Below are 23,172 nucleotides of genomic sequence, written 5' to 3' on the forward strand. Positions count from 1 at the left end.
TCCGCCCACGCGACCTCGCCACCCGACCTCCCCGGAATCGGCCACCCACCTCCGACCGGCCAAGCAGCCGACCGGCACAACGAAAGGACAGCAATGACCGCACTGCCCACCGACCAGACCATCACCGACCTCCTCACCTCGGGACTGAGCGCCTGCGGGGTGGACACCTCCGTGCTTGAGGGGTCGGCCGCCTCGGCGAGCCTTCCTGCCCGCTCCCCCATCACGGGACAGGACCTCGGCACGATCGCCGCGGACACTGCAGAGACGGCGGCGGACAAGGTCGCCGCAGCTCAGACTGCGTTCGAGACCTGGCGGGACGTGCCCGCTCCCGTCCGCGGCCAGCTGGTGCAGCGGTGGGGACAGCTGCTCGGCGAGCACAAGGAGGATCTGGCGAAGGTCATCACCGTCGAAGCCGGCAAGACCCCATCGGAGGCGGCCGGTGAGGTGCAGGAGATGATCGACATCTGCGAATTCGCACTCGGTCAGTCCCGGCAGCTGTGGGGCAAGACCATGCCCAGCGAACGCCCTGGTCACCGGCTCATGGAAACGTGGCACCCCCTCGGCGTCGTCGGGGTCATCTCCGCGTTCAACTTCCCCGTGGCGGTGTACTCCTGGAACACCGCCCTGGCCCTGGTCGCCGGTGATGCGGTCGTGTGGAAACCGTCGGAGAACGCCGTCCTCGCGGCCCTCGGGGCACAGTCCCTGCTGGCCCGGGCCGCCGCCGAGGTGGGGGCCCCGGAGAACCTCGCACCCGTCCTCGTCGGAGGCCGGGACATCGGTGATGTCATGGTCCGGGATGAACGCGTGGCCTTGGTCTCTGCGACCGGATCGGTGCGGATGGGCCGCGAGGTCGGACCCGTCGTGGCCGAGCGCTTCGGCAAGATCCTGCTCGAGCTCGGCGGCAACAATGCCGCCATCGTCGCCCCGAGCGCGGACATCGACCTGGCTCTGCGCGGAGTGGTCTTCGCCGCCGCCGGCACCGCAGGTCAGCGGTGCACGACCCTGCGGCGGCTCATCGTGCACGAGTCGATCGCCGATGAGTTCGTCGACAAGGTCGTCGCCGCGTACAAGACGCTGAGCATCGGATCGCCGACCGATGACGGGGTGCTCGTGGGACCGCTCATCAATGAGACGTCGTTCGCGGCGATGCAGGCGGCCCTCAAGCAGGCAGAGGCCGAAGGCGGCGAGGTCCTCTGCGGCGGCGGCCGGGTGCTCGCCGATGAACGCCCTGAGGCCCACTACGTCGAACCGGCCGTGGTGCGCATGCCCGGACAGAGCGCAGTGGTCAAGGAGGAGACGTTCGCCCCGATCCTCTACGTCGTGACCTATTCGGATCTCGATGAGGCACTCGAGATCCACAACGGTGTGCCGCAGGGCCTGTCCTCGGCGATCTTCACTGCCGAACTCGCCGAATCCGAGAGGTTCCTGTCCCGCTCCGACTGCGGAATCGCCAACGTCAACATCGGCACTTCGGGAGCTGAGATCGGTGGCGCCTTCGGCGGCGAGAAGGAGACCGGCGGCGGACGCGAGTCGGGCTCGGACTCGTGGAAGGCCTACATGCGGCCGGCCACGAACACGATCAACTACTCCGGCGAGCTGCCGCTGGCGCAGGGTGTGGAGTTCCTCTGACGCGCGATCGCCCTCAGGTCACGCGAAACTCGAAAAAGTCGTCGCCAGTGACGACTTTTTCGAGTTTCGCGTTGACCGAGCGAACCGGACGCACACAACAGGACAAGGTATCCTGATGACGTGAATGAGAATCCGCTGCTGCCGTCGTCGGGCCGATCTGCTGGCTCATCGCGCGATCGCAGAAATCGGACACCGACCTCAGCTGAAGGGGCTTGAGCGCGCATCGCGATCAGCCGCACGAGCCGAAGAGTTCGAACGCTTCTCCGCCACCGAGTCCGAATGCCTCTCCTCTGCTGAGTCTGAACGCCTCTCCTCCGCTGACACCCGTCGCCGGTGGTCGCGGATAATGAACGCGAGGCAGAGCAGCGCGCAGGCGGGAAAGACGATGAGCGTGAGAATCCAAGGGCCGCCGGTCCGGAGATCCTCTTCGCCCGCCAGCACCGAGCTCGCCAGCCCCATACCCACGCAGAACGCCACAATGATGTCCCTCATGCCCCGTACTCTAGGTTCCGAAACACCACAACACAAGACGTCTTGCTGCCACCTCAGGACTCCGCTCAAGCAGCACGACTATCCCGTCCTATAGTGCGTCGCTCCGCTCAAGTCACGCGAATCTCGAAGAACGCGTCACCGGCGACGACTTTTTCGAGATTCGCCTTACCTCACGCCGATCGCGGCGGGATGAAGAGTCCGCAGCGCCAGCACGCCCACGGCGGGCCGGGCTCCCTTCCTGCGGCTGTCTCCTTGCCCACAGATGTGGGCGCGGCCGCGACTTCGGGACTGCCGAGGACTAAAATCGAGCTTGGACCGGTGAACGCCGCATAAACCCTGCACTTCGTAGAAGGAGACCCCTGTGATCGAGCTGAAGACGCCCGCCGAGATCGACAAGATGGCGGTGACCGGCCGTTTCGTCGCCAAGACCTTGGCTGAGCTGACCTCGATCGCAGAACCGGGCATGGACATCATGCACCTGGAGAAGACCGCCCGGAAGCTCATCGAAGACGCCGGCGCGAAGTCCTGCTATTGGGACTACGCCCCCTCCTTCGGCTCCGGCCCCTTCCGCAACGTCATCTGCCTGTCCGTCAACGACGGCGTCCTCCACGGCAAGCCGCACAGCTATGTGATGAAGGACGGCGACCTGCTCACCCTCGACTTCGCCGTGTCCATCGACGGCTGGGTCGCCGACGCCGCCCGCTCCGTCGTCGTCGGCAATGGCAGCGAAGAGGACCAGCGCCTCATCGACACCACCTGGGCCGGCCTCGAAGCCGGAATCGATGCCGCCCAGGCAGGCAACCGCCTCGGCGATATCTCGAAGGCCATCGGTGACGTCGCCGACGCCCACCGCATCCCAGTCAATCTCGACTTCGGCGGGCACGGCCTCGGCCACACGATGCACGAGGATCCGCACGTCCCCAACCGGGGCAAGGGCGGTCGCGGCCTGGTCCTCAAACCGGGTCTGACCCTGGCGATCGAACCGTGGTGGTCGTTCACGTCGAAGAAGCTCTCCGTCGACAAGGACGGCTGGACCCTGCGTCTGGCCGATGGTTCGAATGGTGCCCATTCGGAGAACACGATCGCCATCACCGAGGATGGTCCCCGAATCCTCACCACGCTCGACTGATCGAGCTTCCGCACCTGCGCTCAAGGGGCGCCCGACGAACTGATCGTCGGGCGCCCCTTCGCAATCGCCGCAGCTCCCCTGCCTCCGTTTTGGTTCGCCGCCAATCCCCCACTGCTTTTCGCGCGGGCTGACTCCCGCTCTCACTCGGGCCGGGACTCCTGTGCCCGGATTCTCGTGTCAGTCGTCCGTGCCAGAATTGCGATATGTCTTTCACGTGTTCCGAATGCGGCTATTCGACGGTCAAATGGTTGGGGCGCTGCCCCGAATGCCAGGCCTGGGGCACCCTTGAGGAAAAGGGTGCGAACTCGTCGAAGGTGAAGACGAAGGTCAAGAAGTCCGGCGGCGCGAAGCCGATCAGCGAGATCGACTCGACGCTCGCACAGGCGAGGTCGACGTTCGTCCCCGAATTCGATCGGGTGCTCGGCGGTGGCATCGTCCCCGGCGCCGTCGTTCTGCTCTCCGGCGAGCCCGGTGTCGGCAAGTCGACTCTGCTCCTCGACGTCGCTGCGAAGATCGCCATGTTCGGAGTCAAGGTCCTCTACGTCACCGGTGAGGAATCCGCCGGTCAGGTCAGGCTGCGCGCCGAACGGATCAACGCCCTGGCCGATTCGCTGCTGCTCGCCGCCGAGACCGATCTGGGTTCGGTGCTGGGGATGATCGAAGCCGAACAGCCGGAGCTGCTCGTCGTCGACTCGATCCAAACACTGGCCTCCTCCGAGGTCGAGGGCATCCCCGGTGGAGTCACCCAGGTCCGGGAAGTCGCCTCTGCTCTCATCCGAGAAGCCAAAGCCCGATCGCTGCCCACCGTGCTCGTCGGCCACATCACGAAGGACGGCACGATCGCCGGTCCCCGACTGCTCGAGCACCTCGTCGATGTCGTCTGCACCTTCGAAGGAGAACGACATTCGCGACTGCGTATGCTGCGGGCGGTGAAGAACCGCTTCGGTCCCACCGACGATGTGGGCTGCTTCGATATGGAGGAGAACGGGATCAAGAGCCTTGAAGACCCCTCGGGCCTGTTCCTCTCCCGCAGCGGAGCGAACCCGCCGGGCACCTGCCTGACGGTGACCCAGGAGGGCAAGCGGCCGCTGCTCGTCGAAGTCCAATCGCTGATCACCGAGTCCGCCGGCGGACAGTCCCGCCGGTCCGTCTCCGGAGTCGACTCATCCCGAGTGGCGATGATGCTGGCCGTGCTCAGCCAGAACGTCACGCAGGCGAACCTGGCCAAGAGCGATGTCTTCACGGCCACGGTCGGCGGAGCGAAGCTGTCGGAGCCGGCCAGTGACCTGGCGATCTGCATGTCCCTGGCCTCGGCGCTGCTCGGCAGACCACTGGCTCGCCACCTCGTCGCAATCGGCGAGGTCAGCCTGTCCGGAGAGATCCGCAACGTCCCCAACCTCGGCCAGCGCCTCAACGAAGCCAAACGCTTAGGCATCACCCATGCCGTCGTGGCCAAGGGAGCGATGACCAATGTCGCGGCACCCGACAAGATGGAGATCAAGGAGTGCGAACACATCGCCGGAGCGGTCGAACTCATGCTGACGAACGAAGGACTTCGGGAGCCGAAATGAGAAAGTTCGGGACTTTCACACGGTTTTGGAGCATCCTGGTGTCATGACCACGACAGTTTTTCCGGCCTTTCGGACCACGGATGCACAAGCGACAATCGAACTGCTGGTCACGCTCGGATTCACCGAACGGCTGATGGTGCGCAACGAGCAGGATCCTGCGTTCGTCGATCATGCCGAATTCGCGCTCGGCGACACCGGTGGAATCATGATCGGCTCGGTCCGCAATGACGGATCAGCCCTCGACGCAGTGGGCGGCAGCTCGATCTACGTCGTCGTCGACACCGAACGTGAAGTCGACCGGCTCTACCAGGAGATCGTCGACATGGGGCATGCCATCGTCCGACCGGTCGCGACCCAAGACCACGGCGGCCGCGAATTCGACTTCCGCGACCACGACGGGAACTCCTGGGGAGTCGGCTCCTACCGCGGAGCCTGAGACCTCAGTCCTGCGATTCCTCTGACTTCTCCTCATCCGAGGAGGCCTTCTCGCCGGACTCCTCCTCCGATTTCTTCTCGTCTTCGGCTTTCTTCTTCTCCTCCGCGGCCTTCTTCTCCTTGGCCTTGGCGGCAGCGTCCTTTTCGAGTGTGAATGTCGTCGGTTCGCTCTTCTTGTCGTCGAGCTTCACGATGAGGTCATAGTCGCCCGGGGCGAAGTCCTCATCGGTGCGATTGCAGTTCTTATCGACCTTGATCCGGTTCCACTTGAGCTTCGCGGTCTTCTCCGACTGCGGTGCGAACTCGGTCGAAGCCTCCGCATTCTCATCCTTTGAGGCCGCACAGTACTTCGACGACCACACGACGTCACCGTCCTTCTCGACGATGAACTCCTGTTCGTCGGTGCCGACCTCGATGAGACAGGTGGCGGTGTGGTTGTTCTCGATGACCATGCCGAATTCGGGTTCTTTGCCGTCCTTCACGGATCTCGGATCGACCTTCGCCTTCAGCGAGACCTTGCCCTCGGGGCATTTTCCGCTCGCTGCCTTCTCATCCGGTACCGGTGCCGCCGTCGTCGATTCGGCCGGAGTCGTCTCCTCGACGCCTGCCTTGCCCGATTCGTCGCTGCGGCCGCCGATCGCCTTGACGATGCCGACGATTCCGAGCACAAGCAGTCCCAGGACGAGGAGACTGGCCACGCCGAGAATGACGCGGCGTCTGCGGTACACGTGAGCAGGCAGCTTCCCGCTAGACTGGCGAGGCTGCCCGGCAGCTCTGTTCGGCTGCGAACCACGATTGGAAGGAGTCATCGCTTTGAGCCTAGGCCGAAGCGAACGAGCATCCAAATGACACACCGAGCCGGCCCCGAAACGAATCCCTCCGGGTCTTCCGCCGTCTTCCCCGAGGTGACAGAACCGGTGCTCAGACGCGTTCAGGACACCATCATCGCCTGGTTCGAGGAGGCCGCTCGCGACCTGCCGTGGAGACATCCGAACACGAGCGCCTGGGCGATCCTCGTCAGCGAGATCATGTCTCAGCAGACCCCTGTCGCCCGCGTCGAACCACGCTGGCACGACTGGCTGGACAGGTGGCCGACACCGGCCGATCTCGCCGCCGCACCGACCGCCGAAGTCCTCCACGCCTGGGACCGGTTGGGCTACCCCCGCCGGGCTCTCCGACTGCAGGAAGCAGCCGAAGTCATCGCGGCTGAACTGGACAACCGGGTGCCTGAGACGAGCGAAGAACTTGAACGCCTGCCGGGCATCGGTTCCTATACCGCCGCCGCGGTGTCCTCCTTTGCCTTCGGCCGAAAGACAACCGTCCTGGACACGAACGTGCGTCGGGTCCTCATCCGCCTCTTCGCCGGCAGAGAACGCCCGACCACCTCACCCGGCCGGAGGGAGACCGCCTGGGCGGCCGACTTCGTGCCCGAAGACAAGCATGTGGAATGGAACGCCGGAGTCATGGAGTTCGGGGCCCTCGTCTGCACGGCACGCAGCCCCGATTGCCCCGCCTGCCCGCTCCAGGACATCTGCACATGGAACCAGTCGGGCAGACCCACCTCGGTGACGAAACCGAAGACTCAGAAATGGGCGGGCACGGATCGACAGCTGCGCGGAGCGATCATGGACGTGCTCAAGGCCGCACATGTCGCCGGGGACGATCAGGGCGGTGTCGGCCTCGACGTCTTCACCACCTCGGTGACCGACTTCGATCCCTCGCTTCTGGACTCTCTGGCCGAATCGACCGCCGCCGCGGTGGCACGGGTGCGCGAACTCAGCGCCGACCAGGACAGGATCTCTCGCCTCATCGCCGATCTCGTCGCCGACGGTCTGGCTCAACAGGTCGATGGGCGATTGGCTCTGCCGAAGAGCTGAGGAGCAGTGCCTCCGACAGTTCGCCGGCGGCGGGTGAGACCCGATCGGGTGGGACACGTACCTGAGTCAGAGGTATCTGATCATCCGTGAGTTGCCCAGGGTGTTCGGTTTGACCCGGGCCAGGTCGAGGAACTCTGCGACACCTTCATCGGTGGAGTGCAGCAGCTCGACATAGACCTCGGGCGAGACCGGGATGCCCTTGATCGGTTCGAAGCCGAGCGAACCGAAGAATCCGGTCTCGAAGGTCAGGCAGAACATCCGGTCGACTCCGATCTCACGGGCATCGGCGAGCAGCTGGTTGATGATCGCCTTGCCCACTCCTCTGCCCCTGTAGTCCGGTGATGTCGCGACCGTGCGTGCCTCGGCCAGGTCCGCCCAGATGATATGCAGGGCACCGCAGCCGGCGAGGATCTCCGAACCGTCGGGCTGAGGGTCGACGACCAGCCAGAACTCCTGGAGAGATTCGAAGTACGTCACTGTGTCCTTGGCGAGCAGGATCCGCTCACCGGCCAGCGGGGCGACCAGGGCTTCGATGTCCTTGACGTCGCCGGTCCTCGCCCGTCGCAGGTACAGACCTCCGGGAAGTTCATGCTTGGAATGGTGGTCCCCGGAGATCCGTCCATGATCGAAGTCGCCTGCGTGTGAGCTCATAACGACATTCAACACCATCACCGGACGCGGACACGAAAAAGTCCGGAGAGTCGACGGCTGCCGACTCCCCGGACTCTTCGATGTCATCCGAGAACGTGACGATCAGGCCGAGGTCTCCGAAGATCCGCTCGAACCGGACGAACCCGCACCGGCGAGTTCACTGTCGTCATCCTCAGCGGGCTTCAGGCTCTCGGTTTCGATGCCCTCGAAGGTGAACTCAGCATCCTTACCTTCACCCTTGACGTCGACCTTGATGGTCTCTCCGCGTCCGATCTCCTTGAACAGGATCTTCTCCGACAGAGTGTCCTCGATCTCGAGCTGGATGGTCCGACGCAGCGGTCGGGCACCCAGGACGGGATCGTAGCCGCGCTCGGCGAGCAGATCCTTGGCCGCAGCAGTCACGTCGACCTTCATGCCCTGATCGGCCAGACGGACGTCGAGGCGCTCGAGGAAGAGATCGACGATCTTGATGATCTCGACCATGCTCAGCTGCGGGAACACGATCGTGTCATCGACACGGTTGAGGAACTCGGGGCGGAAGTGCTGCTTGAGCTCTTCGTTGACCCGCTGCTTCATCCGGTCGTAGTTGGTCTTCGTGTCACCCTCGACCTGGAATCCGAGCTGGAGTCCACTCGAGATATCGCGCGTACCGAGGTTGGTCGTCATGATGATGATGGTGTTCTTGAAGTCCACCTCACGACCCTGCGAGTCGGTCAGGCGACCGTCTTCGAGGATCTGCAGCAGCGAGTTGAAGATGTCCGAGTGGGCCTTCTCCACCTCGTCGAAGAGGACGACCGAGAACGGCTTGCGGCGGACCTTCTCCGTGAGCTGACCGCCCTCTTCGTAGCCGACGTATCCCGGAGGCGAACCGAACAGTCGCGACACGGTGTGCTTCTCCGAGTATTCCGACATGTCCAGGCTGATGAGCGAATCCTCATCGCCGAAGAGGAACTCCGAGAGCGCCTTGGCCAGCTCGGTCTTGCCGACACCGGTGGGGCCGGCGAAGATGAACGAGCCGGAGGGACGCTTCGGATCCTTCAGCCCGGCGCGGGTACGACGGATCGCCCGCGAGATCGCCTTGACCGCATCGTCCTGACCGATGACGCGCTTGTGCAGCTCGTCTTCCATCCGCAGCAGACGCGAGGACTCTTCCTCGGTGAGCTTGAAGATCGGAATGCCGGTGGCAGAGGCGAGCACTTCGGCGATGAGATCGGCGTCGACGACCTTCGAGGTGTCGGTGCCGGACCTGCGCCAGGCCTCGGTCTGCTCTTCCTTCTCCTTGACCAGCTTCATCTCGGAGTCACGCTCCGAGGCTGCCAGTTCGAAGTCCTGAGCATCGATGGCGGCTTCCTTGCGGTGACGGGCCTCGAGGATCTTCTCCTCCAGGTCACGCACTTCCTGCGGCACCGACAGCCGTGAGATGCGCAGCTTGGCACCGGCTTCGTCGATGAGGTCGATCGCCTTGTCCGGCAGGTACCGGTCATTGATGTAGCGATCGGACATGTTCACGGCGGCAGCCAGGGCACCATCGGTGACAGTGACCTTGTGGTGCGCTTCGTACTTGTCGCGCAGACCCTTGAGGATCTCGATCGAATGCGCCAGCGACGGTTCGGGAACCTGAATCGGCTGGAACCGGCGTTCGAGAGCGGCATCCTTCTCGATGTGCTTGCGGTACTCATCCAGAGTGGTCGCACCGATGGTCTGCAGCTCTCCGCGAGCCAGCATGGGCTTGAGGATCGAAGCGGCATCGATCGCGCCTTCGGCGGCTCCGGCACCCACCAGGGTGTGGATCTCGTCGATGAAGAGGATGATGTCGCCGCGGGTGCGGATCTCCTTGAGCACCTTCTTCAGGCGCTCTTCGAAGTCACCGCGGTAGCGGGAACCTGCGACCAGCGAACCGAGGTCGAGGGTGTAGAGCTGCTTGTCGGCGAGGATTTCGGGGACCTCGCCGTTGACGATGGCCTGCGCAAGGCCTTCGACGACAGCCGTCTTACCGACACCGGGTTCGCCGATGAGCACCGGGTTGTTCTTCGTGCGGCGCGAGAGGATCTGCATCACGCGCTGCATCTGCTCGTGACGGCCGATGACCGGGTCGAGCTTGGCCTCGCGGGCTGCCGCGGTGAGGTTGGTGCCGAACTGGTCGAGCACGAGGGATCCCGAGGGAGTTCCCTCTTCCCGGCCGCCGGCGGACACGGGTTCCTTGCCCTGGTAGCCCGACAGAAGCTTGATGACTTCTTGGCGGACGCGTCCGAGGTCCGCGCCGAGCTTGACGAGCACCTGCGCGGCAACACCTTCGCCCTCACGGATGAGGCCGAGCAGAATGTGCTCGGTGCCGATGTAGCTGTGTCCCAGTTGCAGTGCTTCACGGAGGCTGAGCTCGAGGACCTTCTTCGCACGCGGTGTGAAGGGAATGTGGCCGCTCGGAGCCTGCTGGCCCTGGCCGATGATCTCCTGGACCTGGTCACGCACCTGCTCGAGGGAGATGTCCATACCCTCGAGAGCCTTCGCCGCCAGGCCTTCACCCTCGTGGATGAGGCCGAGCAGAATGTGCTCGGTGCCGATGTAGTTGTGTTTGAGAAGTTTCGCTTCTTCCTGCGCGAGCACCACTACGCGTCGTGCTCGGTCGGTGAACCGCTCGAACATATTCATCCTCCTCGGTCTTCTGATTCTTCTGAGCCTAACCACCATGAGCGCGGATCTATTGCAGGTTTCGCCATGAGCCGAAAGGGTTTGGCTGTGGGCGAAATTCCATTGCCATCGAGGATCTGCCTCCACCGGATCGTTCCCGATAACTCGCCGTATTCGCATCCGAGCGAAGACTAAACTCGAGGCGTGAGCATTGAACCGTGATCGTTGAGTTCAGAAAGGCTGCAGACATGCCCACCGATCATTCGACCATCCTCGAGCTGGCCCGGGCCCATGGTCTCGACATCATTGCCGATTCCATCGTCGTCAATGAGCTCGGCCTCGACTTCCAGGTCGCCTTGGCAGAGGCGGTCGACGGCCGATCCTGGGTCCTTCGGATACCTCGGCGCTCCGATGTCGCCACTCGCGCCGCCGTCGAGGGCCGCTTCCTGACTGCCATCGCACCTCGCCTGAGCATCGCGGTCCCGGATTGGCAGATCCACTCAGAGAATCTCATCGCCTACCCGCTGCGGCCGGGACATCCCGGGTTGACCATCGACGACGATGGACAGCCGCGGTGGCATTTCGATGTCGAGTCCCCCGAATACGCGGAGTCGCTCGGTTCCGTCCTCGCCGAACTTCACACCGTCGACCCCGCCGCCGTTCGCGGCTCGGGGATCCCGGAGCTCTCCCCCACCGAGGTTCGACAACGCAAGCGTGAGGACATCGATCATGTCACCGCCGAGTTCGATGTGGTGCCCACCTTGCTCGAGCGTTGGGCTGCGTGGCTCGACGACGACAGCTATTGGCCGACTTTCACGACAGTGACTCATGGCGAGGTGTATCCGGCCCACCAGCTGATGGATGGGCCGGTCAATGTGGGCATTCTCGACTGGACGACCGCGTCGATCGGCGATCCGGCCAAGGATTTCATGTTCCACTGCGCCACCGTCTCTGCTTCGGCATTCGAGGCGACGACGGCGCGATATGTGGCAGACGGTGGTCGGGTCTGGCCCCGATTCGCCGAGCACTGCGCCGAGCTCTACTCGACTTCTCCTGTCGAGTTGGGGCTCTTCGCACTGCAGACGGGAGAGCCAGAGCATCTGGCTGCGGCCAGAGCCCAACTGAATCCGAACGTCTGAACCGACTTCATCATCTGCCCGATGAGCAGAAGACTTTCCTCGACCACAGTTCAGGGCCCCTTGCTTCGTGGCTCACATCATCGAATCATTTGCACGCATCATTGACCGTTATGAGTTTCAACTACTTCCTGCCTGGCAATTGTCTGTGATGTTCCATCACTGCTGTTCTGCCGCAGCACTGGATGCCGGGTATTGGAAATGCCGAGACCGCATATAAAAGACCTGAGGGGCCAGCGTTTCAATTCGCTGACCCCTCAGGTCTGTTCGGAAGTTATCGGCTTTCCAATGAGCCTCTCACTTCTCCGCTGCTTCGTATGCTTCGACGATCTCCAGCGGGATCCGTCCACGATCACCGAGCTGGTATCCGTTGCTCTGAGCCCACTCGCGAATCTTCGCCGTATCCCGCTTGGGTCCCGACGATCCCGCACGGCGGCCACGGCCACCGGTATTGGCTACACGACGTGCTTTGGCGATGAATGGGGCGAACGTCTCGCGGAGCTTTTCAGCATTCTCTGTTGAGAGCTCGAGTTCGTACGTAGCCTGGTCGAGGCTGAAACGAACGGTTTCCGCCGCTTCGCTTCCGTCGAAATCATCCGTGAGAACGAGGCGCATTTCCCTTGCCATGTTCACTCTTTTCGTAATCAGAGGATTTTGTCGATGTCATCTTAACATCCGTTTCCGGATTATCGTCGACTCCGCTAACTTCAATCTCTGAATAGTATTTATCCACCTGTTCGCGTTCATTGCGATCTGCGCGGACGATATTGCGGAACACATACCAGAACAGCAATCCCACACAGATCGACGGAAGCAGCGCTTTGAGGATATCCAACATCATAATCAGCCCTCCTGAGCCGAGTCCTCCTGCGAAGAAGCCAATGGCTTGGTGAATGGGAACAGAATGGTTTCGCGGATTCCCAAACCGGTCAATGCCATGAGCAGACGGTCGAGTCCCATTCCCATTCCGCCGGTCGGCGGCATTCCGTGTTCCATCGACATGAGGAAGTCCTCGTCGAGGCCCATCGCCTCATCGTCTCCGCGCGCGGCATCCGCGGCCTGGGACTCAAAGCGCTGACGCTGGATGATCGGGTCGACGAGCTCCGAATAGCCGGTGGCCAGCTCGAAGCCGCGCACGTACAGGTCCCACTTCTCCACGACGCCCTTCTTCGTCCGGTGCTCGCGCACCAGCGGTGAGGTGTCGACCGGGAAGTCGGTGACGAAGGTCGGAGCCCACAGCTTGTCCTGGTAGAAGTGCTCCCACAGCTCTTCGACGTACTTGCCGTGCGAGCGGAAGACACCGCCCAGGTCGACGTCGTTGTTAGCGGCGATCTTGTCGAGCACGTCCATTCCGGTCTCAGGGGTCACCGCGACGCCGGATTCCTCGGACAGGGAATCATACATGCTCACGACCGGCCAGTCGCCGCCGAAGTCGTATTCGGTGCCGTCGTCGAGAGTGACGACGAGCGACCCGGTGGCATCCTGTGCGGCGTTCTGGATGAGCGTCTTCGTCAGATCGGCGATCGAATGGTAGTCACCGAAGGACTGATAGGCCTCGAGCATCGCGAATTCCGGAGAGTGAGTGGAGTCTGCGCCCTCATTGCGGAAGTTGCGGTTGATCTCGAAGACGTTCTCGATTCCGCCGACGACAGCCCGCTTGAGGAACAGCTCCGGGGCGATTCGCAGGTACATGTCGATGTCGTAGGCGTTCATATGCGTCTTGAACGGACGCGCGGACGCTCCGCCGTGCATGGTCTGCAGCATCGGCGTCTCGATCTCGATGAAGTCCTGGTCTGCGAAGGTCCTCCGCAGCGACGACATCACCTTTGCGCGGGTGAGCATCGTCTCCCGGGCTTGTTCGCGGGTGATGAGATCGAGGTAGCGCTGGCGGACACGGGTGTCTTCGGCCAGTTCGGTGTGCAGTCCCGGCAGCGGACGGATGGCCTTCGACGCCATGGTCCAGGAGTCCGCGAGCACGGAGAGCTCACCGCGCTTGGATTTGATGACACGCCCGTGCAGGAACAGGAAATCGCCGAGGTCGACGTCGGACTTGAAGTCGTCGAGGCGTTCCTGGCCGACCTCGCGCAGCGAGAGCATCCCCTGCAGGCGGGAGCCGTCACCGGCCTGCAGTGTGACGAAGCAGAGTTTGCCGGTGGTGCGGACGAAGACGACTCGACCGATGACGCCGACGATATCCTCGGTCTCCTCCCCCGTTTCGAGACCGTCGTGGGCGGCGTGCACCTCGGCGAGGCTGTGGGTGCGGGGCACCGTGACCGGGTAGGCGTCGGTTCCGTTGTCGAGGAGACGCTGGCGCTTGTCCTTTCGGATCCGGATCTGTTCCGGATCGAGGTGTTCGGGTGAAAGGTCTGCGTTCTCAGGTGTCTTCGAGTCGGTGTTCGCCATGCTTCAAGGCTACCGTGGACGGCCCGTGCGGGGGAATTCGGCGGTCAGTCCAGAGCGGTCAGGATCTGCTGTGCCTGGGCCTCTGTGATCCGTCCCATCGCCAGGGCTTTCGCAGTCGTCGATCGGGCGAGTGCGATGTAGCTGTTGCGCACCGCCGGGTTCGACCGGCTGAGGCTGAATTCGCTCAGTGCCGCCAGGTGCGCTTCGATGGTGCCGACGTCACCGCGGCTGATCGGACCGGTCAGTGCTTTGGGTCCGTTCTGCATCGTGTTGGCGACGCTGGCATCGACGAGGGCGTGGAGGACGGCTGATGGATCGGAGACCCCCGCCTCGGTGAGCAGCTCCATGGCTTCGGTGAGGATCGTGATCGAATGGTTCGATGCGTGGGTGATGGCCGCGTGGTAGAGAGGACGGTCGGCCTCGGCGATGTCGATCGGTTCGGCACCGAGTTCGACGACGAGGGCTTCTCCCACCGGCCGGATCGGTGCGGGCGCGGTGACCGCGATCGTCGCCTGCCGCAGGCGGCTGAGATCGACCTCGGTTCCGGTGAAGGTCAGCGACGGGTGCAGGGCGATGGGCAGAGCGCCGAGGCTGGTCCCGGCTTCGAGGACGTCGGCTCCGTACCGGCCGGAGCAGTGGACGAGGATCTGCCCGGCGTGGATGCGTCCGAGCTCGGACAAGCCTGTGACCAGCGGCGCGATCTCGTCATCGGGAACGGCGAGGAGCACGAGTTCGGCGCGCTCGGTGATCTCGTCCGGGTCGAGGACGGGCACTCCGGGCAGCATGTCCTCGGCGCGTTCGAGGCTCGCCGCCGAGGTGGCGCTGACTCCGATGACGGCGTGACCCGCCTGCCTCCAGGCGGCACCGATGCTGGCTCCGACTCGACCGCAGCCGATGATTCCGATGCCCAGCCTCGGTGCGTCGCCTTGGCTCATCCTTCGTCCTCCTCGGGAGTCTGTGTCGGGTCGGTGTGTGCACGCTTCGCCGCCGCGTCGAAGTGCTGGCGGGCGATCCGGGTGCGTTCGGCGTGTTCGGTGAAGAAGCGTTTGGCTCCGTCCACGCTCTGGTGCTTCACGAGCGGGGTGATGGGCCCTGCGGTCGAATGCACGGCCACGGTGCCCAGGTCGAGCGCCCGCATCAGCGGTCCCTGATAGTAGCGCAGGGACTGGACGCGGACATGGGGCACGAAGTCGACGCGGCGGTCGAGGACGCCCAGACGCAGCACCAGCATCGAATCGGTCAGGGCATAGGCGCGCCGTTTCCAGACGAGCGGATCGACCAGGCGTGACGAGCGCGGCTGCGGGTGGAACAGCTCCTCGGCCGCGGCGGCGTTCGGGTGGGCAGACTTCCGGTCGTACATCGCCGAACGGACCAAGGTGTCCGCGCCGATGTCGTCGGGCAGCTGCGGGTCCGGCAGTGAGAGGCCGACCATGAGCAGGGCCTGGTCGATGTCGCCGACGGGCAGCAGCAGATTCGATTCGGTCGTCCCACCGTCGCTGGCGATATTGTATTGGGCCTGCCACCAGCCGGCCCACCGCCACAGCAGCGGCTGGTGCAGGGCCACCGCCTGGATCCGGTCGAGCGGGATGACTTTGCGTGAGGTGGAGAAGAGTCCGTGGTTGACGGCCAGCCCGTTCTCGCCGAGGCGGACGACGAAGTTCGCATTGTCGAGGTTCTTCCGGAACACGGAGAACGCCGCGAAGACTCCCGGCAGAACACCGACGAGCATCGGGATGAACGCCTCCTTGATGCCGAGGGCCAAGAACACGATCGCCGCGATGACGACGACGATGACGACGGCCACGGACACCAGGGTCTCGGTCTTGAGCAGGGAGGCGACGACGACCCGGTGGACGGGCACCCGGATGATCTCGCCTTCTTCGCCGACCCGAGGCTTGAGATGGTAGGGGGCGAGCAGATCGCTGAGGCTGGATTCGGCTTCGCCCGAGACATCGTCGGCCAGGCTGCCGAGCCGTTTGCTCAGTCGCACACCGAGGCTGTCCCCGCCTCGTTCGGGCACCGACCGATCGACTCCGGTCTCCCCACCAGGTCCCGAGGTCTGTCCGCCGGTGTCGGAAACGGACACGGCTGGCCCGGGCGGGCCCGCAGCGAAGTTCCCTGACGCACCGAACCCTGCCGCTCCGGTCGCTGCCCCATCAGGACCGGCCGAACCGGGACCGGTCGAACCGGTTGCGGTCGAACCGGAACCGGGGAGCCCGGGGGCCGCCTCGGTGCGGTTGTGTTCCTGTCTGCGGGAGCGGACGGCGGCGAGCAGTTCGTCGCGCAGCTCCTCGGCTCGCTTCTTCGACAGGTACTTCAGCGAGATGTTCGAGTCGGTGCCGCCGGCGACGTCGAAGACGAGTTCGGCCATTCCGAGCACGCGCGGCAGCAGCTTCTGCTGCAGGTCGATGGACTGCACTCGGTCCAGACGGGCCTTACGCAGCTTCTTCGACAGCAGTCCGCGCCGATAGTAGATCGCCTCGGCATCGACCCGGTAGCCCATGACCCGCCACGCCAACCAGCTGAAGAGCGCGGTGAGTAAGAGGATGAGGATGATTCCGCCGACGACGGCGAGGATCACCAGCGGATGGCTGCGCAGCCAATCGGCGAATGTGAGGTTGACGGAGCGGCCGGAAGCCAGGTCTTCGACGGCGCTCTGGAAGAAGTTCTGCAGTCCATAGGCCGCAGCGATGAAGATGCCGACGAGGACGCCGAGGCTCTCGAGAATCGGCGTGAGCGGGTGGACACGGTGCCAGACTTCGGGGGCGGCCGCCTCGGTGGCGGGGTCCGGGTTTCCGGGCGAGGATTCGTCGCTCATGGTCACAGTCCGGCGAGATTGGCCTGGCCGAGTCCGGCGAGACTGTCGCGCAGGCGGTCGGCTTCGGCGCGGGGCAGACCGGGAATCGTCGCGTCGGTGGCCGCGGAGGCGGTGTGGAGTTTGACGGTGGCGAGGCCGAACATGCGGTCGACGGGGCCGGCGTCGACGTCGACGAACTGCAGGCGACCGTAGGGCACGACGGTGGCGCGGTGGAACATGATGCCGCGGCGGACGAGCAGGTCGTCCTCACGTTCGGCGTAGCCGATGGCGCGGGCCTGGCGGAGGATGATGAGCGTCGAGATGATGCCGTATGCGAGGACGGCGACCCATGCCAGGTGCAGCCACGGCACCTCGGAGGTGAAGATGATGGCCAGGACGAGTGCGGCGATGAACAGCGGGATGAGGAGGATCAGGCCGGCGAGGACCTCCTTCGTCCCGTATTTCGGGCTGACCCGGTTGAAGGGCACATCGGGTCCGATGGTGAAGGAATGGTCGCGGTTCATGCGGTTTCAGCTCCCGGCGGGTCTTGGGGTGGGATCTCGCAGAATCCCTCGACGATCATACCGACGATCATGAGCACGGCGGCAGAGATCATTGCGACAAGCATACCTGCGGCCAAATCGTTGCGGATTCCCGGTGCGGACAGGAAATAGTAGCCCGCGTTTCCGAGATACCAGCCGGAGAGTCCGGCCCCGGTCAGGGCGCTGGCTTTGGCCATGATCGCCACTCGCGCCGCTTGGATCGGGTCGATCTCCTTCGTCCGGTCCCCGTCGTTCCATTTCTTGATGGGCCAGCCGAGCAGGAACAGGACGGCGGCGAGGACGAGCATGCCGATGACGGCGAACCACGGCAGACCGGGCAGCGAGAATCCTTGGCGTTCGAGCACCACATCGACCACGATCGCGAGAACCGTGCCGATCACGGCCCAGACGGCGAGGGTGGACGTGGAGGTTCTCTGCATGGTTCCCAGTCTCTCAGATCGCGGGCGGTTATCCAGAGGTGATCCGGGAGATGTCCTGGTCGTCGAGTTCCGCCAGAACTGCGCTGAGTGGCCGGCGCCCCTGCGGGGTGTCGATGCGGGTGTCGCCGACGAGTTCGGCCCAGGGGGCGAGCACGAAGGCGCGTTCGTGGGCGTGGGGATGCGGCAGCGTCAGCCGCGGGGTTCTGCTGCCGAGCTCTGCGTCTTCGGTTCCGAAGCGGATGAGGTCGATGTCGAGGGTGCGCGGTCCCCACCGCAGCTGCCTCGTTCGCCCGCAGGCGACTTCGATTCCCTGTGCCACCGACAGCAGCTCGAGCGCCGACAGCGTGGTGGACACGAGCACTCCGAGGTTGAGGAAGTCGTTCTGTTCGACCCCGCCCCAGGGTGCGGTGCGGAAGAGGGAGGACCGGCGTGTGACGGTGATGTCCGGGTGCCGGTCGAGGGCGGCCACCGCTTGGTCGAGGGTGTCCGCGGCGTCGCCGAGGTTCGCCCCGAGGTTGAGGTACGCCTCGGTCCCACCATCGTCTGTGCCGCCCGCACCGGGCACGGCGGTGCCGGTCTCCCCCTTCGAGGCGGCCACGGGGGTGGTGCGGAACCGTTCGACGCGGATGCGCACATCGTCGAAGGTCCGTTGGATCGGCGCGGAGGGTTTGTGGACGACGACTTCGACGTGGTCGCACAGGCTCAGGCAGTGGTCGGCGATGTGTTCGGCGAGGGTTTCGATGAGGTCGAAGGTGTTGTTCTCGACGATGCCGACGACGTCTTCGGCGAGTTCTCCGTAATGGATCGTCTCGGTGAGGTCGTCGGTGGCTGCTGCCCGTGCGACCGACGTGTGCAGGGTGACGTCGATGACGAAGTCCTGCCCCTCGCGCTTCTCGAAGTCGAAGACCCCGTGGTTGCCGCGCACCGTCAGCCCGCGCAGTTCGATGCGGTCGGGGGCCGACTCGGTGCCGGTCATTGCGCGACTCCGTCGGTTCCGAAGTTCGCTGCAGGGCCCGCTGCCGCGGAGTGTTCCCTGACCGCGGCGATGACCTTGCAGGCGATCGCCGAGGTGGCCGGATCGTGGACACGGACCGCCCAGGCTCCGGCCTGCGCGGAGATCGCGGAGATCGTGGCCGTGGCCTGATCCTTCGCCGCCTGCTCTGCCTGCTTCGGGTCGTCGGGGCTGAGCAGGGAGGCGATGAAGCGCTTTCTGCTGGCGGCGACGAGGAGACGATGGTCGAGTGCCGCGAATTCGTCGAGGGCGGAGAGCAGCTGCCAGTTGTGTTCGGCGTTCTTCGAGAATCCGAGACCGGGGTCGACGATGATGTTCGCAGGTGTGATGCCGACGGCGATGGCTTCGTCGATGCGGGTGCGCAGTTCGGCGATCACCTCGGCGACGACATCGTCGTAGTGGAAGGTCGCCGACGCCTGATCGAGGTAGCCGCGCCAGTGCATGAGCACCAAGGGGGCGCCGGACTCGGCGGCGACGCTGAGCATGGCGGGATCCGACTGTCCGGCGGAGACGTCGTTGATGATGTGAGCGCCGGCCGCCAGGGATTCTGCGGCGACACCGGCGCGCATCGTGTCGACGCTGATGACGGCTCCGGCGGCGGCGAGTTCACGGACGACGGGGACGACGCGGCGCAGCTCTTCGGCTTCGTCGACGCGGGCCGAACCCGGACGCGTCGATTCGCCGCCGACGTCGATGATGTCGGCACCGGTGGCCATGAGTTCGATTCCGTGGGCGACGGCACGGTCGTGGTCGAACCACAGTCCGCCGTCGGAGAAGGAGTCGGGGGTGACGTTGAGGACGCCCATGATCTGCGTCGTCTTCACTGCTGAATCGTCCATCGCTGTGTGATCCTGGCTAGAGTCTCAGCGACCGAGGATGAGGCTCATCGCTTCGGCGCGGGAGGCGCTGTCGCGCAGCTGCCCGCGCACGGCCGAGGTGATCGTCGAGGCTCCGGGTTTGCGGACTCCGCGCATGGTCATGCACAGGTGTTCGGCTTCGACGACGACGATGACGCCCTGCGGGTCGAGGTGGTCGACGAGTGCATCGGCGATCTGTGCGGTCAGGCGTTCCTGCACCTGGGGCCGACGAGCATAGACCTCGACGAGGCGGGCCAGTTTGGACAGTCCCGTGACCTTGCCGTTCTTGCTCGGGATGTAGCCGATATGGGCGACGCCGTGGAAGGGCACGAGGTGGTGTTCGCAGGTGGAGTACAGGTCGATGTCGCGGACGAGGACGAGTTCCTCGTGGCTGATGTCGAAGGTGACTCCGAGGACTTCGGCCGGGTCGCGGTGGAGCCCGGCGAAGATCTCCTCATAGGCCCGAGCCACTCGGCCCGGAGTCTCGAGCAGACCTTCCCGATCGGGGTCTTCTCCCACGGCGATGAGGATCTCACGCACTGCAGCGGCGATGCGCTCCTGGTCGACCTTGTTCTCGTGCCCTGCGGGGGCGGGGCCGAGACCGGCGGAGACCTCTTCGATATCGGCCATCAGTCGTTGTTCCCTCTGTCTTCGTTCGTGCCGTTCGTCGCCGGTCCCCCGGTTCCGGGTCCGCCGGTGGGGCCGGTCGGTCCGCCCGTCGGGCCGGTGGGACCGTTCGGGTTCTCGGGTCCCGGCGGGTTGTGCGGAACTTGGGGTCCGCTGACCCCGGTGGGCCCGGCTCCGGGGATGTCGGTGGTGTCCACCTCGGTGCCGGTCGTTCCATCATCGGCGCTGCGTTCGCTCTGCGGTGCGGGCGGGTCGATGGGTCCGCGTTCGGATACGGGACGGTCATCGTGGGCCAGCCACACATCGCGGGTGGGGCGTTTGGCAACTGGTGCGAAGATCTCTTCGAGGGCCGCCTGGTCGAGCGTCTCGCGTTCGAGCAGCTGGTAGGCGAGGTCGTCGAGGATGTCGCGGTTGTGAGTCAGCGCCCAGTAGGCGTCGGCGTGCGCGGAGTCGATGAGACCACGAACCTCGGCATCGATCGACGACAGGGTCGAGTCCCCGTATTCGTCACCGCCGCCGTAGCCGCGTCCGGCGAAGGGTTCGGACTGGTCGTCGCCGATCTTGACCATGCCCAGCTTCTCGCTCATGCCGTACTGGGTGACCATCTTGCGGGCGATGTTCGTCGCCTTCTCGATGTCGTTGCTGGCACCGGTGGTCGGGTCGTGGAAGACGATCTCTTCGGCCACTCGGCCGCCCATCGCATAGGCGAGCTGGTCGAGCAGCTCATTGCGGGTCGTCGAGTACTTGTCTTCGCTCGGCAGCACCATGGTGTAGCCCAGCGCCCGTCCGCGCGGGAGGATCGTGACCTTCGTGACCGGGTCGGTCTGGTTCATGGCCGCGGCGACGAGGGCGTGTCCGCCTTCGTGGTAGGCGGTGACGAGGCGTTCCTTGTCGTTCATCAGTCGGGTCCGCTTCTGCGGGCCGGCGATGACTCGGTCGATGGCTTCGTCGAGGATCCGGTTGTCGATGACCTTCGCGTCCTCACGTGCGGTGAGCAGGGCCGCCTCGTTGAGGACATTGGCCAGGTCGGCACCGGAGAATCCGGGGGTCCGCTTCGCGACCTGACCGAGGTCGACCTCATCGGCCAGCGGCTTGTCGGCGGCATGGACCTCGAGGATGTGCTTGCGGCCCTTCATGTCCGGGGCTTCGACGGGGATCTGGCGGTCGAAGCGGCCGGGGCGCAGCAGCGCCGGATCGAGGACGTCGGGGCGGTTGGTCGCGGCGATGAGGATGACGTTGGTCTTGACGTCGAATCCGTCCATCTCGACGAGCAGCTGGTTGAGCGTCTGTTCGCGCTCGTCGTGGCCGCCGCCCATTCCGGCGCCGCGCTGGCGGCCGACGGCGTCGATCTCGTCGATGAAGATGATGCAGGGGGCGTTGGACTTCGCCTGTTCGAACAGGTCGCGCACACGCGAGGCACCGACGCCGACGTACATCTCGACGAAGTCGGAACCGGAGATCGAATAGAACGGGACTCCGGCCTCACCGGCGACGGCCTTGGCCAGCAGGGTCTTGCCCGTGCCGGGCTGACCGTAGAGGAGCACCCCCTTGGGGATCTTCGCTCCCACGGCCTTGAACTTCTCCGGTTCGGCGAGGAATTCCTTGATCTCCTCGAGCTCTTCGAGGGCTTCGTCGACTCCCGCGACGTCGGTGAAGGTGACGTCCGGGTTCTCCTTGTTGACGAGCTTCGCCTTCGACTTGCCGAAGTTCATCATCTTCCCGCCCGACATCTGCGAGATGAGGAACCAGAAGACGACGAAGATGATGACGAACGGAATGAGCGTGCCCAGCAGCGACATCAGCCAGCTCTGCTTGGGCACCTCGTCGGTGAACCCCTTGTCCGGGCCGGCGGAGTCGACGGCCTTGACGACCTGTTCGCCGCGCTGTTCGACGTAGAAGAACTGGACCTTCTTGCCGAAGTCCTTGTCGTCGACCTTGAAGTCGTCCTTGAGAGTGAGGTCGACGCGTTGGTCCTTGTCGACGATCTTGGCCTGTTCGACCTTGTCGTCCTTGAGCAGCTGCAGACCCTGTTCGGTGTCGATCTGGCTGAATCCGGACTGGCTGAAGAGCAGAGCACCGACCGATACGACGAGCAGTGCCAGGACGATCCAGACCAATGGGCCCTTCGTCGCCTTGTTCAGCAGGGGGCGACGTTTGTTCGACTCGGCCATAAGTCCTCTCAGGAAAAAGATGTGGGCAACCGCTTCAGGCTACCGAGGCTGCCTGGGAACATCCCCCACAGCCTAGTACTTCGCACCCCTATAGCCCGAATGCGCGCCAGATCTGTTCCGTCACATGCCCCGGACTCGGCCCGGGTTCGCCGCGGGCGTAAAAAGCGGTGCGGGCGGGCTCAGCTGTAGACGTGCTGGGCCAGGGTCGCGACGAAGGGCACGTTGCGGTATTTCTCCGCATAGTCCAGGCCATAGCCGATGACGAACTCGTTGGGCACATCGAAGCCGACGTACCTGACGTCGATGTCGACCTTGACGGCTTCGGGCTTGCGCAGCATGGTGCAGATCTCGACAGTGTCAGCCCCGCGGGTGCGCAGGTTCTGGACCAGCCAGGACAGGGTGAGTCCGGAGTCGATGATGTCTTCGACGATGAGGACGTGACGGTCGGTGAGGTCGGTGTCGAGGTCCTTGAGGATGCGCACGACGCCGGAGGATTTGGTGCCCGATCCATAGGAGGACACGGCCATCCAGTCCATCGTCACCGGTGAGTGCAGGGCGCGGGCGAGGTCGGCCATGACCATGACAGCGCCCTTGAGGACACCGACGAGGAGAATGTCCTTGTCTTTGTAGTCGTCATCGATGGCGGCGGCCAGTTCAACGAGTCGTGCGGCTATCTGTTCTTCCGAAACGAGTACTTTTTCGATGTCATTGCCGAGATCGTTGATGTCCACGAGTGTCGATTCTCCTCAGAAGTGGGTCCTGGAGATTCCATTAT

Annotated in this window: 23 protein-coding genes; 6 read left to right on the top strand and 17 right to left on the bottom strand. The window is 64.4% G+C overall.

Going from position 1 to position 23,172, the window contains the following annotated elements; all coding sequences use genetic code 11:
- Positions 1-93 precede the first annotated feature (93 nt).
- Complete coding sequence (locus FHG09_RS15415) at positions 94-1,629, top strand: aldehyde dehydrogenase family protein (RefSeq protein WP_152348527.1); 1,536 nt, start codon at positions 94-96, stop codon at positions 1,627-1,629.
- A gap of 13 nt (positions 1,630-1,642) precedes the next feature.
- Here FHG09_RS15415 and FHG09_RS19860 read toward each other — a convergent pair whose 3' ends face one another.
- The gene (locus FHG09_RS19860) at positions 1,643-1,798 is read right to left on the bottom strand and encodes a hypothetical protein (protein WP_193627399.1); all 156 of its coding nucleotides are present in this window, start codon (positions 1,796-1,798) and stop codon (positions 1,643-1,645) included.
- Positions 1,799-1,827: 29 nt separating this feature from the next.
- Positions 1,828-2,121 carry a hypothetical protein gene (locus tag FHG09_RS15420; protein WP_152348528.1) on the bottom strand — a complete coding sequence of 98 codons (294 nt, stop codon included), beginning with the start codon at positions 2,119-2,121 and terminating at the stop codon, positions 1,828-1,830.
- A 361-nt stretch (positions 2,122-2,482) separates the two neighbouring features.
- On the opposite strand from FHG09_RS15420, the gene map reads away from it, so the two are divergent.
- From map to FHG09_RS15435, 3 genes are all read left to right on the top strand, one after another.
- Positions 2,483-3,250: a type I methionyl aminopeptidase gene (map, locus tag FHG09_RS15425; RefSeq protein ID WP_152348529.1), complete on the top strand. Its 768-nt coding sequence runs from the start codon at positions 2,483-2,485 to the stop codon at positions 3,248-3,250.
- Between the two features lie 203 nt (positions 3,251-3,453).
- The gene (gene radA, locus FHG09_RS15430; protein ID WP_152348530.1) at positions 3,454-4,821 is read left to right on the top strand and encodes a DNA repair protein RadA; all 1,368 of its coding nucleotides are present in this window, start codon (positions 3,454-3,456) and stop codon (positions 4,819-4,821) included.
- Positions 4,822-4,864: 43 nt separating this feature from the next.
- A complete protein-coding gene (locus FHG09_RS15435) occupies positions 4,865-5,257 on the top strand; it encodes a VOC family protein (RefSeq protein ID WP_152348531.1) in 393 nt (130 codons plus the stop codon).
- A 4-nt stretch (positions 5,258-5,261) separates the two neighbouring features.
- Here the strand turns inward: FHG09_RS15435 and FHG09_RS15440 are convergent, their stop codons facing one another.
- Positions 5,262-6,065 (bottom strand): hypothetical protein, encoded by an 804-nt coding sequence (locus FHG09_RS15440; protein ID WP_227492802.1) that lies wholly within the window; start codon positions 6,063-6,065, stop codon positions 5,262-5,264.
- Positions 6,066-6,101: 36 nt separating this feature from the next.
- Between FHG09_RS15440 and FHG09_RS15445 the strand changes: the two genes are divergently transcribed.
- Positions 6,102-7,133 (top strand): A/G-specific adenine glycosylase, encoded by a 1,032-nt coding sequence (locus FHG09_RS15445; protein ID WP_152348532.1) that lies wholly within the window; start codon positions 6,102-6,104, stop codon positions 7,131-7,133.
- A gap of 66 nt (positions 7,134-7,199) precedes the next feature.
- On the opposite strand, the gene FHG09_RS15450 is transcribed toward FHG09_RS15445, so the two are convergent.
- Together FHG09_RS15450 and FHG09_RS15455 are read right to left on the bottom strand one after the other, a co-directional pair.
- Positions 7,200-7,784 (bottom strand): amino-acid N-acetyltransferase, encoded by a 585-nt coding sequence (locus FHG09_RS15450; protein ID WP_152348533.1) that lies wholly within the window; start codon positions 7,782-7,784, stop codon positions 7,200-7,202.
- Between the two features lie 102 nt (positions 7,785-7,886).
- Positions 7,887-10,427: an ATP-dependent Clp protease ATP-binding subunit gene (locus FHG09_RS15455; RefSeq protein ID WP_152348603.1), complete on the bottom strand. Its 2,541-nt coding sequence runs from the start codon at positions 10,425-10,427 to the stop codon at positions 7,887-7,889.
- 233 nt (positions 10,428-10,660) lie between these two features.
- Between FHG09_RS15455 and FHG09_RS15460 the strand changes: the two genes are divergently transcribed.
- A complete protein-coding gene (locus FHG09_RS15460) occupies positions 10,661-11,551 on the top strand; it encodes a macrolide 2'-phosphotransferase (RefSeq protein WP_152348534.1) in 891 nt (296 codons plus the stop codon).
- 294 nt (positions 11,552-11,845) lie between these two features.
- Here the strand turns inward: FHG09_RS15460 and FHG09_RS15465 are convergent, their stop codons facing one another.
- From FHG09_RS15465 to hpt, 12 genes are all read right to left on the bottom strand, one after another.
- Positions 11,846-12,175 carry a histone-like nucleoid-structuring protein Lsr2 gene (locus tag FHG09_RS15465; RefSeq protein WP_025778016.1) on the bottom strand — a complete coding sequence of 110 codons (330 nt, stop codon included), beginning with the start codon at positions 12,173-12,175 and terminating at the stop codon, positions 11,846-11,848.
- Complete coding sequence (locus FHG09_RS15470) at positions 12,141-12,389, bottom strand: hypothetical protein (RefSeq protein ID WP_152348535.1); 249 nt, start codon at positions 12,387-12,389, stop codon at positions 12,141-12,143. The genes FHG09_RS15465 and FHG09_RS15470 overlap by 35 nt, the downstream gene beginning before the upstream one ends.
- A 2-nt stretch (positions 12,390-12,391) precedes the next feature.
- Positions 12,392-13,951, bottom strand: coding sequence for a lysine--tRNA ligase (gene lysS / locus FHG09_RS15475; RefSeq protein ID WP_152348536.1), 1,560 nt, complete (start codon positions 13,949-13,951; stop codon positions 12,392-12,394).
- 44 nt (positions 13,952-13,995) lie between these two features.
- Positions 13,996-14,886 (bottom strand): Rossmann-like and DUF2520 domain-containing protein, encoded by an 891-nt coding sequence (locus FHG09_RS15480; RefSeq protein ID WP_152348537.1) that lies wholly within the window; start codon positions 14,884-14,886, stop codon positions 13,996-13,998.
- The gene (locus tag FHG09_RS15485) at positions 14,883-16,769 is read right to left on the bottom strand and encodes a PH domain-containing protein (RefSeq protein WP_152348538.1); all 1,887 of its coding nucleotides are present in this window, start codon (positions 16,767-16,769) and stop codon (positions 14,883-14,885) included. The genes FHG09_RS15480 and FHG09_RS15485 overlap by 4 nt, the downstream gene beginning before the upstream one ends.
- Positions 16,770-16,771: 2 nt before the next feature.
- On the bottom strand, positions 16,772-17,272 hold the full coding sequence (locus FHG09_RS15490; protein ID WP_152348539.1) for a PH domain-containing protein: 501 nt from the start codon (positions 17,270-17,272) through the stop codon (positions 16,772-16,774).
- Positions 17,269-17,730, bottom strand: coding sequence for a DUF3180 domain-containing protein (locus FHG09_RS15495; protein ID WP_152348540.1), 462 nt, complete (start codon positions 17,728-17,730; stop codon positions 17,269-17,271). Before FHG09_RS15495 ends, FHG09_RS15490 begins: the two co-directional genes overlap by 4 nt.
- A 28-nt stretch (positions 17,731-17,758) precedes the next feature.
- Positions 17,759-18,706, bottom strand: coding sequence for a 2-amino-4-hydroxy-6-hydroxymethyldihydropteridine diphosphokinase (gene folK / locus FHG09_RS15500; protein WP_152348541.1), 948 nt, complete (start codon positions 18,704-18,706; stop codon positions 17,759-17,761).
- A complete protein-coding gene (gene folP, locus FHG09_RS15505; protein WP_227492803.1) occupies positions 18,703-19,581 on the bottom strand; it encodes a dihydropteroate synthase in 879 nt (292 codons plus the stop codon). The genes folK and folP overlap by 4 nt, the downstream gene beginning before the upstream one ends.
- Positions 19,582-19,605: 24 nt before the next feature.
- On the bottom strand, positions 19,606-20,229 hold the full coding sequence (folE, locus tag FHG09_RS15510) for a GTP cyclohydrolase I FolE (RefSeq protein ID WP_152348542.1): 624 nt from the start codon (positions 20,227-20,229) through the stop codon (positions 19,606-19,608).
- The gene (gene ftsH / locus FHG09_RS15515; RefSeq protein ID WP_152348543.1) at positions 20,229-22,397 is read right to left on the bottom strand and encodes an ATP-dependent zinc metalloprotease FtsH; all 2,169 of its coding nucleotides are present in this window, start codon (positions 22,395-22,397) and stop codon (positions 20,229-20,231) included. The genes folE and ftsH overlap by 1 nt, the downstream gene beginning before the upstream one ends.
- 179 nt (positions 22,398-22,576) lie before the next feature.
- The gene (gene hpt / locus FHG09_RS15520) at positions 22,577-23,128 is read right to left on the bottom strand and encodes a hypoxanthine phosphoribosyltransferase (RefSeq protein WP_152348544.1); all 552 of its coding nucleotides are present in this window, start codon (positions 23,126-23,128) and stop codon (positions 22,577-22,579) included.
- Positions 23,129-23,172 lie beyond the last annotated feature (44 nt).

The organism is Brevibacterium sp. CFH 10365 (assembly GCF_009299785.1).
Lineage (GTDB): Bacteria > Actinomycetota > Actinomycetes > Actinomycetales > Brevibacteriaceae > Brevibacterium > Brevibacterium limosum.

Coding starts and splice junctions, on each gene's coding strand:
- FHG09_RS15415 (WP_152348527.1), top strand. CDS start 94: ATGACCGCACTGCCCACCGACCAGACCATCACCGACCTCCTCACCTCG.
- FHG09_RS19860 (WP_193627399.1), bottom strand. CDS start 1,798: ATGAGCCAGCAGATCGGCCCGACGACGGCAGCAGCGGATTCTCATTCA.
- FHG09_RS15420 (WP_152348528.1), bottom strand. CDS start 2,121: ATGAGGGACATCATTGTGGCGTTCTGCGTGGGTATGGGGCTGGCGAGC.
- radA (WP_152348530.1), top strand. CDS start 3,454: ATGTCTTTCACGTGTTCCGAATGCGGCTATTCGACGGTCAAATGGTTG.
- FHG09_RS15435 (WP_152348531.1), top strand. CDS start 4,865: ATGACCACGACAGTTTTTCCGGCCTTTCGGACCACGGATGCACAAGCG.
- FHG09_RS15440 (WP_227492802.1), bottom strand. CDS start 6,065: ATGACTCCTTCCAATCGTGGTTCGCAGCCGAACAGAGCTGCCGGGCAG.
- FHG09_RS15445 (WP_152348532.1), top strand. CDS start 6,102: ATGACACACCGAGCCGGCCCCGAAACGAATCCCTCCGGGTCTTCCGCC.
- FHG09_RS15450 (WP_152348533.1), bottom strand. CDS start 7,784: ATGAGCTCACACGCAGGCGACTTCGATCATGGACGGATCTCCGGGGAC.
- FHG09_RS15455 (WP_152348603.1), bottom strand. CDS start 10,427: ATGTTCGAGCGGTTCACCGACCGAGCACGACGCGTAGTGGTGCTCGCG.
- FHG09_RS15460 (WP_152348534.1), top strand. CDS start 10,661: ATGCCCACCGATCATTCGACCATCCTCGAGCTGGCCCGGGCCCATGGT.
- FHG09_RS15465 (WP_025778016.1), bottom strand. CDS start 12,175: ATGGCAAGGGAAATGCGCCTCGTTCTCACGGATGATTTCGACGGAAGC.
- FHG09_RS15470 (WP_152348535.1), bottom strand. CDS start 12,389: ATGATGTTGGATATCCTCAAAGCGCTGCTTCCGTCGATCTGTGTGGGA.
- lysS (WP_152348536.1), bottom strand. CDS start 13,951: ATGGCGAACACCGACTCGAAGACACCTGAGAACGCAGACCTTTCACCC.
- FHG09_RS15480 (WP_152348537.1), bottom strand. CDS start 14,886: ATGAGCCAAGGCGACGCACCGAGGCTGGGCATCGGAATCATCGGCTGC.
- FHG09_RS15485 (WP_152348538.1), bottom strand. CDS start 16,769: ATGAGCGACGAATCCTCGCCCGGAAACCCGGACCCCGCCACCGAGGCG.
- FHG09_RS15490 (WP_152348539.1), bottom strand. CDS start 17,272: ATGAACCGCGACCATTCCTTCACCATCGGACCCGATGTGCCCTTCAAC.
- FHG09_RS15495 (WP_152348540.1), bottom strand. CDS start 17,730: ATGCAGAGAACCTCCACGTCCACCCTCGCCGTCTGGGCCGTGATCGGC.
- folK (WP_152348541.1), bottom strand. CDS start 18,706: ATGACCGGCACCGAGTCGGCCCCCGACCGCATCGAACTGCGCGGGCTG.
- folP (WP_227492803.1), bottom strand. CDS start 19,581: ATGGACGATTCAGCAGTGAAGACGACGCAGATCATGGGCGTCCTCAAC.
- folE (WP_152348542.1), bottom strand. CDS start 20,229: ATGGCCGATATCGAAGAGGTCTCCGCCGGTCTCGGCCCCGCCCCCGCA.
- ftsH (WP_152348543.1), bottom strand. CDS start 22,397: ATGGCCGAGTCGAACAAACGTCGCCCCCTGCTGAACAAGGCGACGAAG.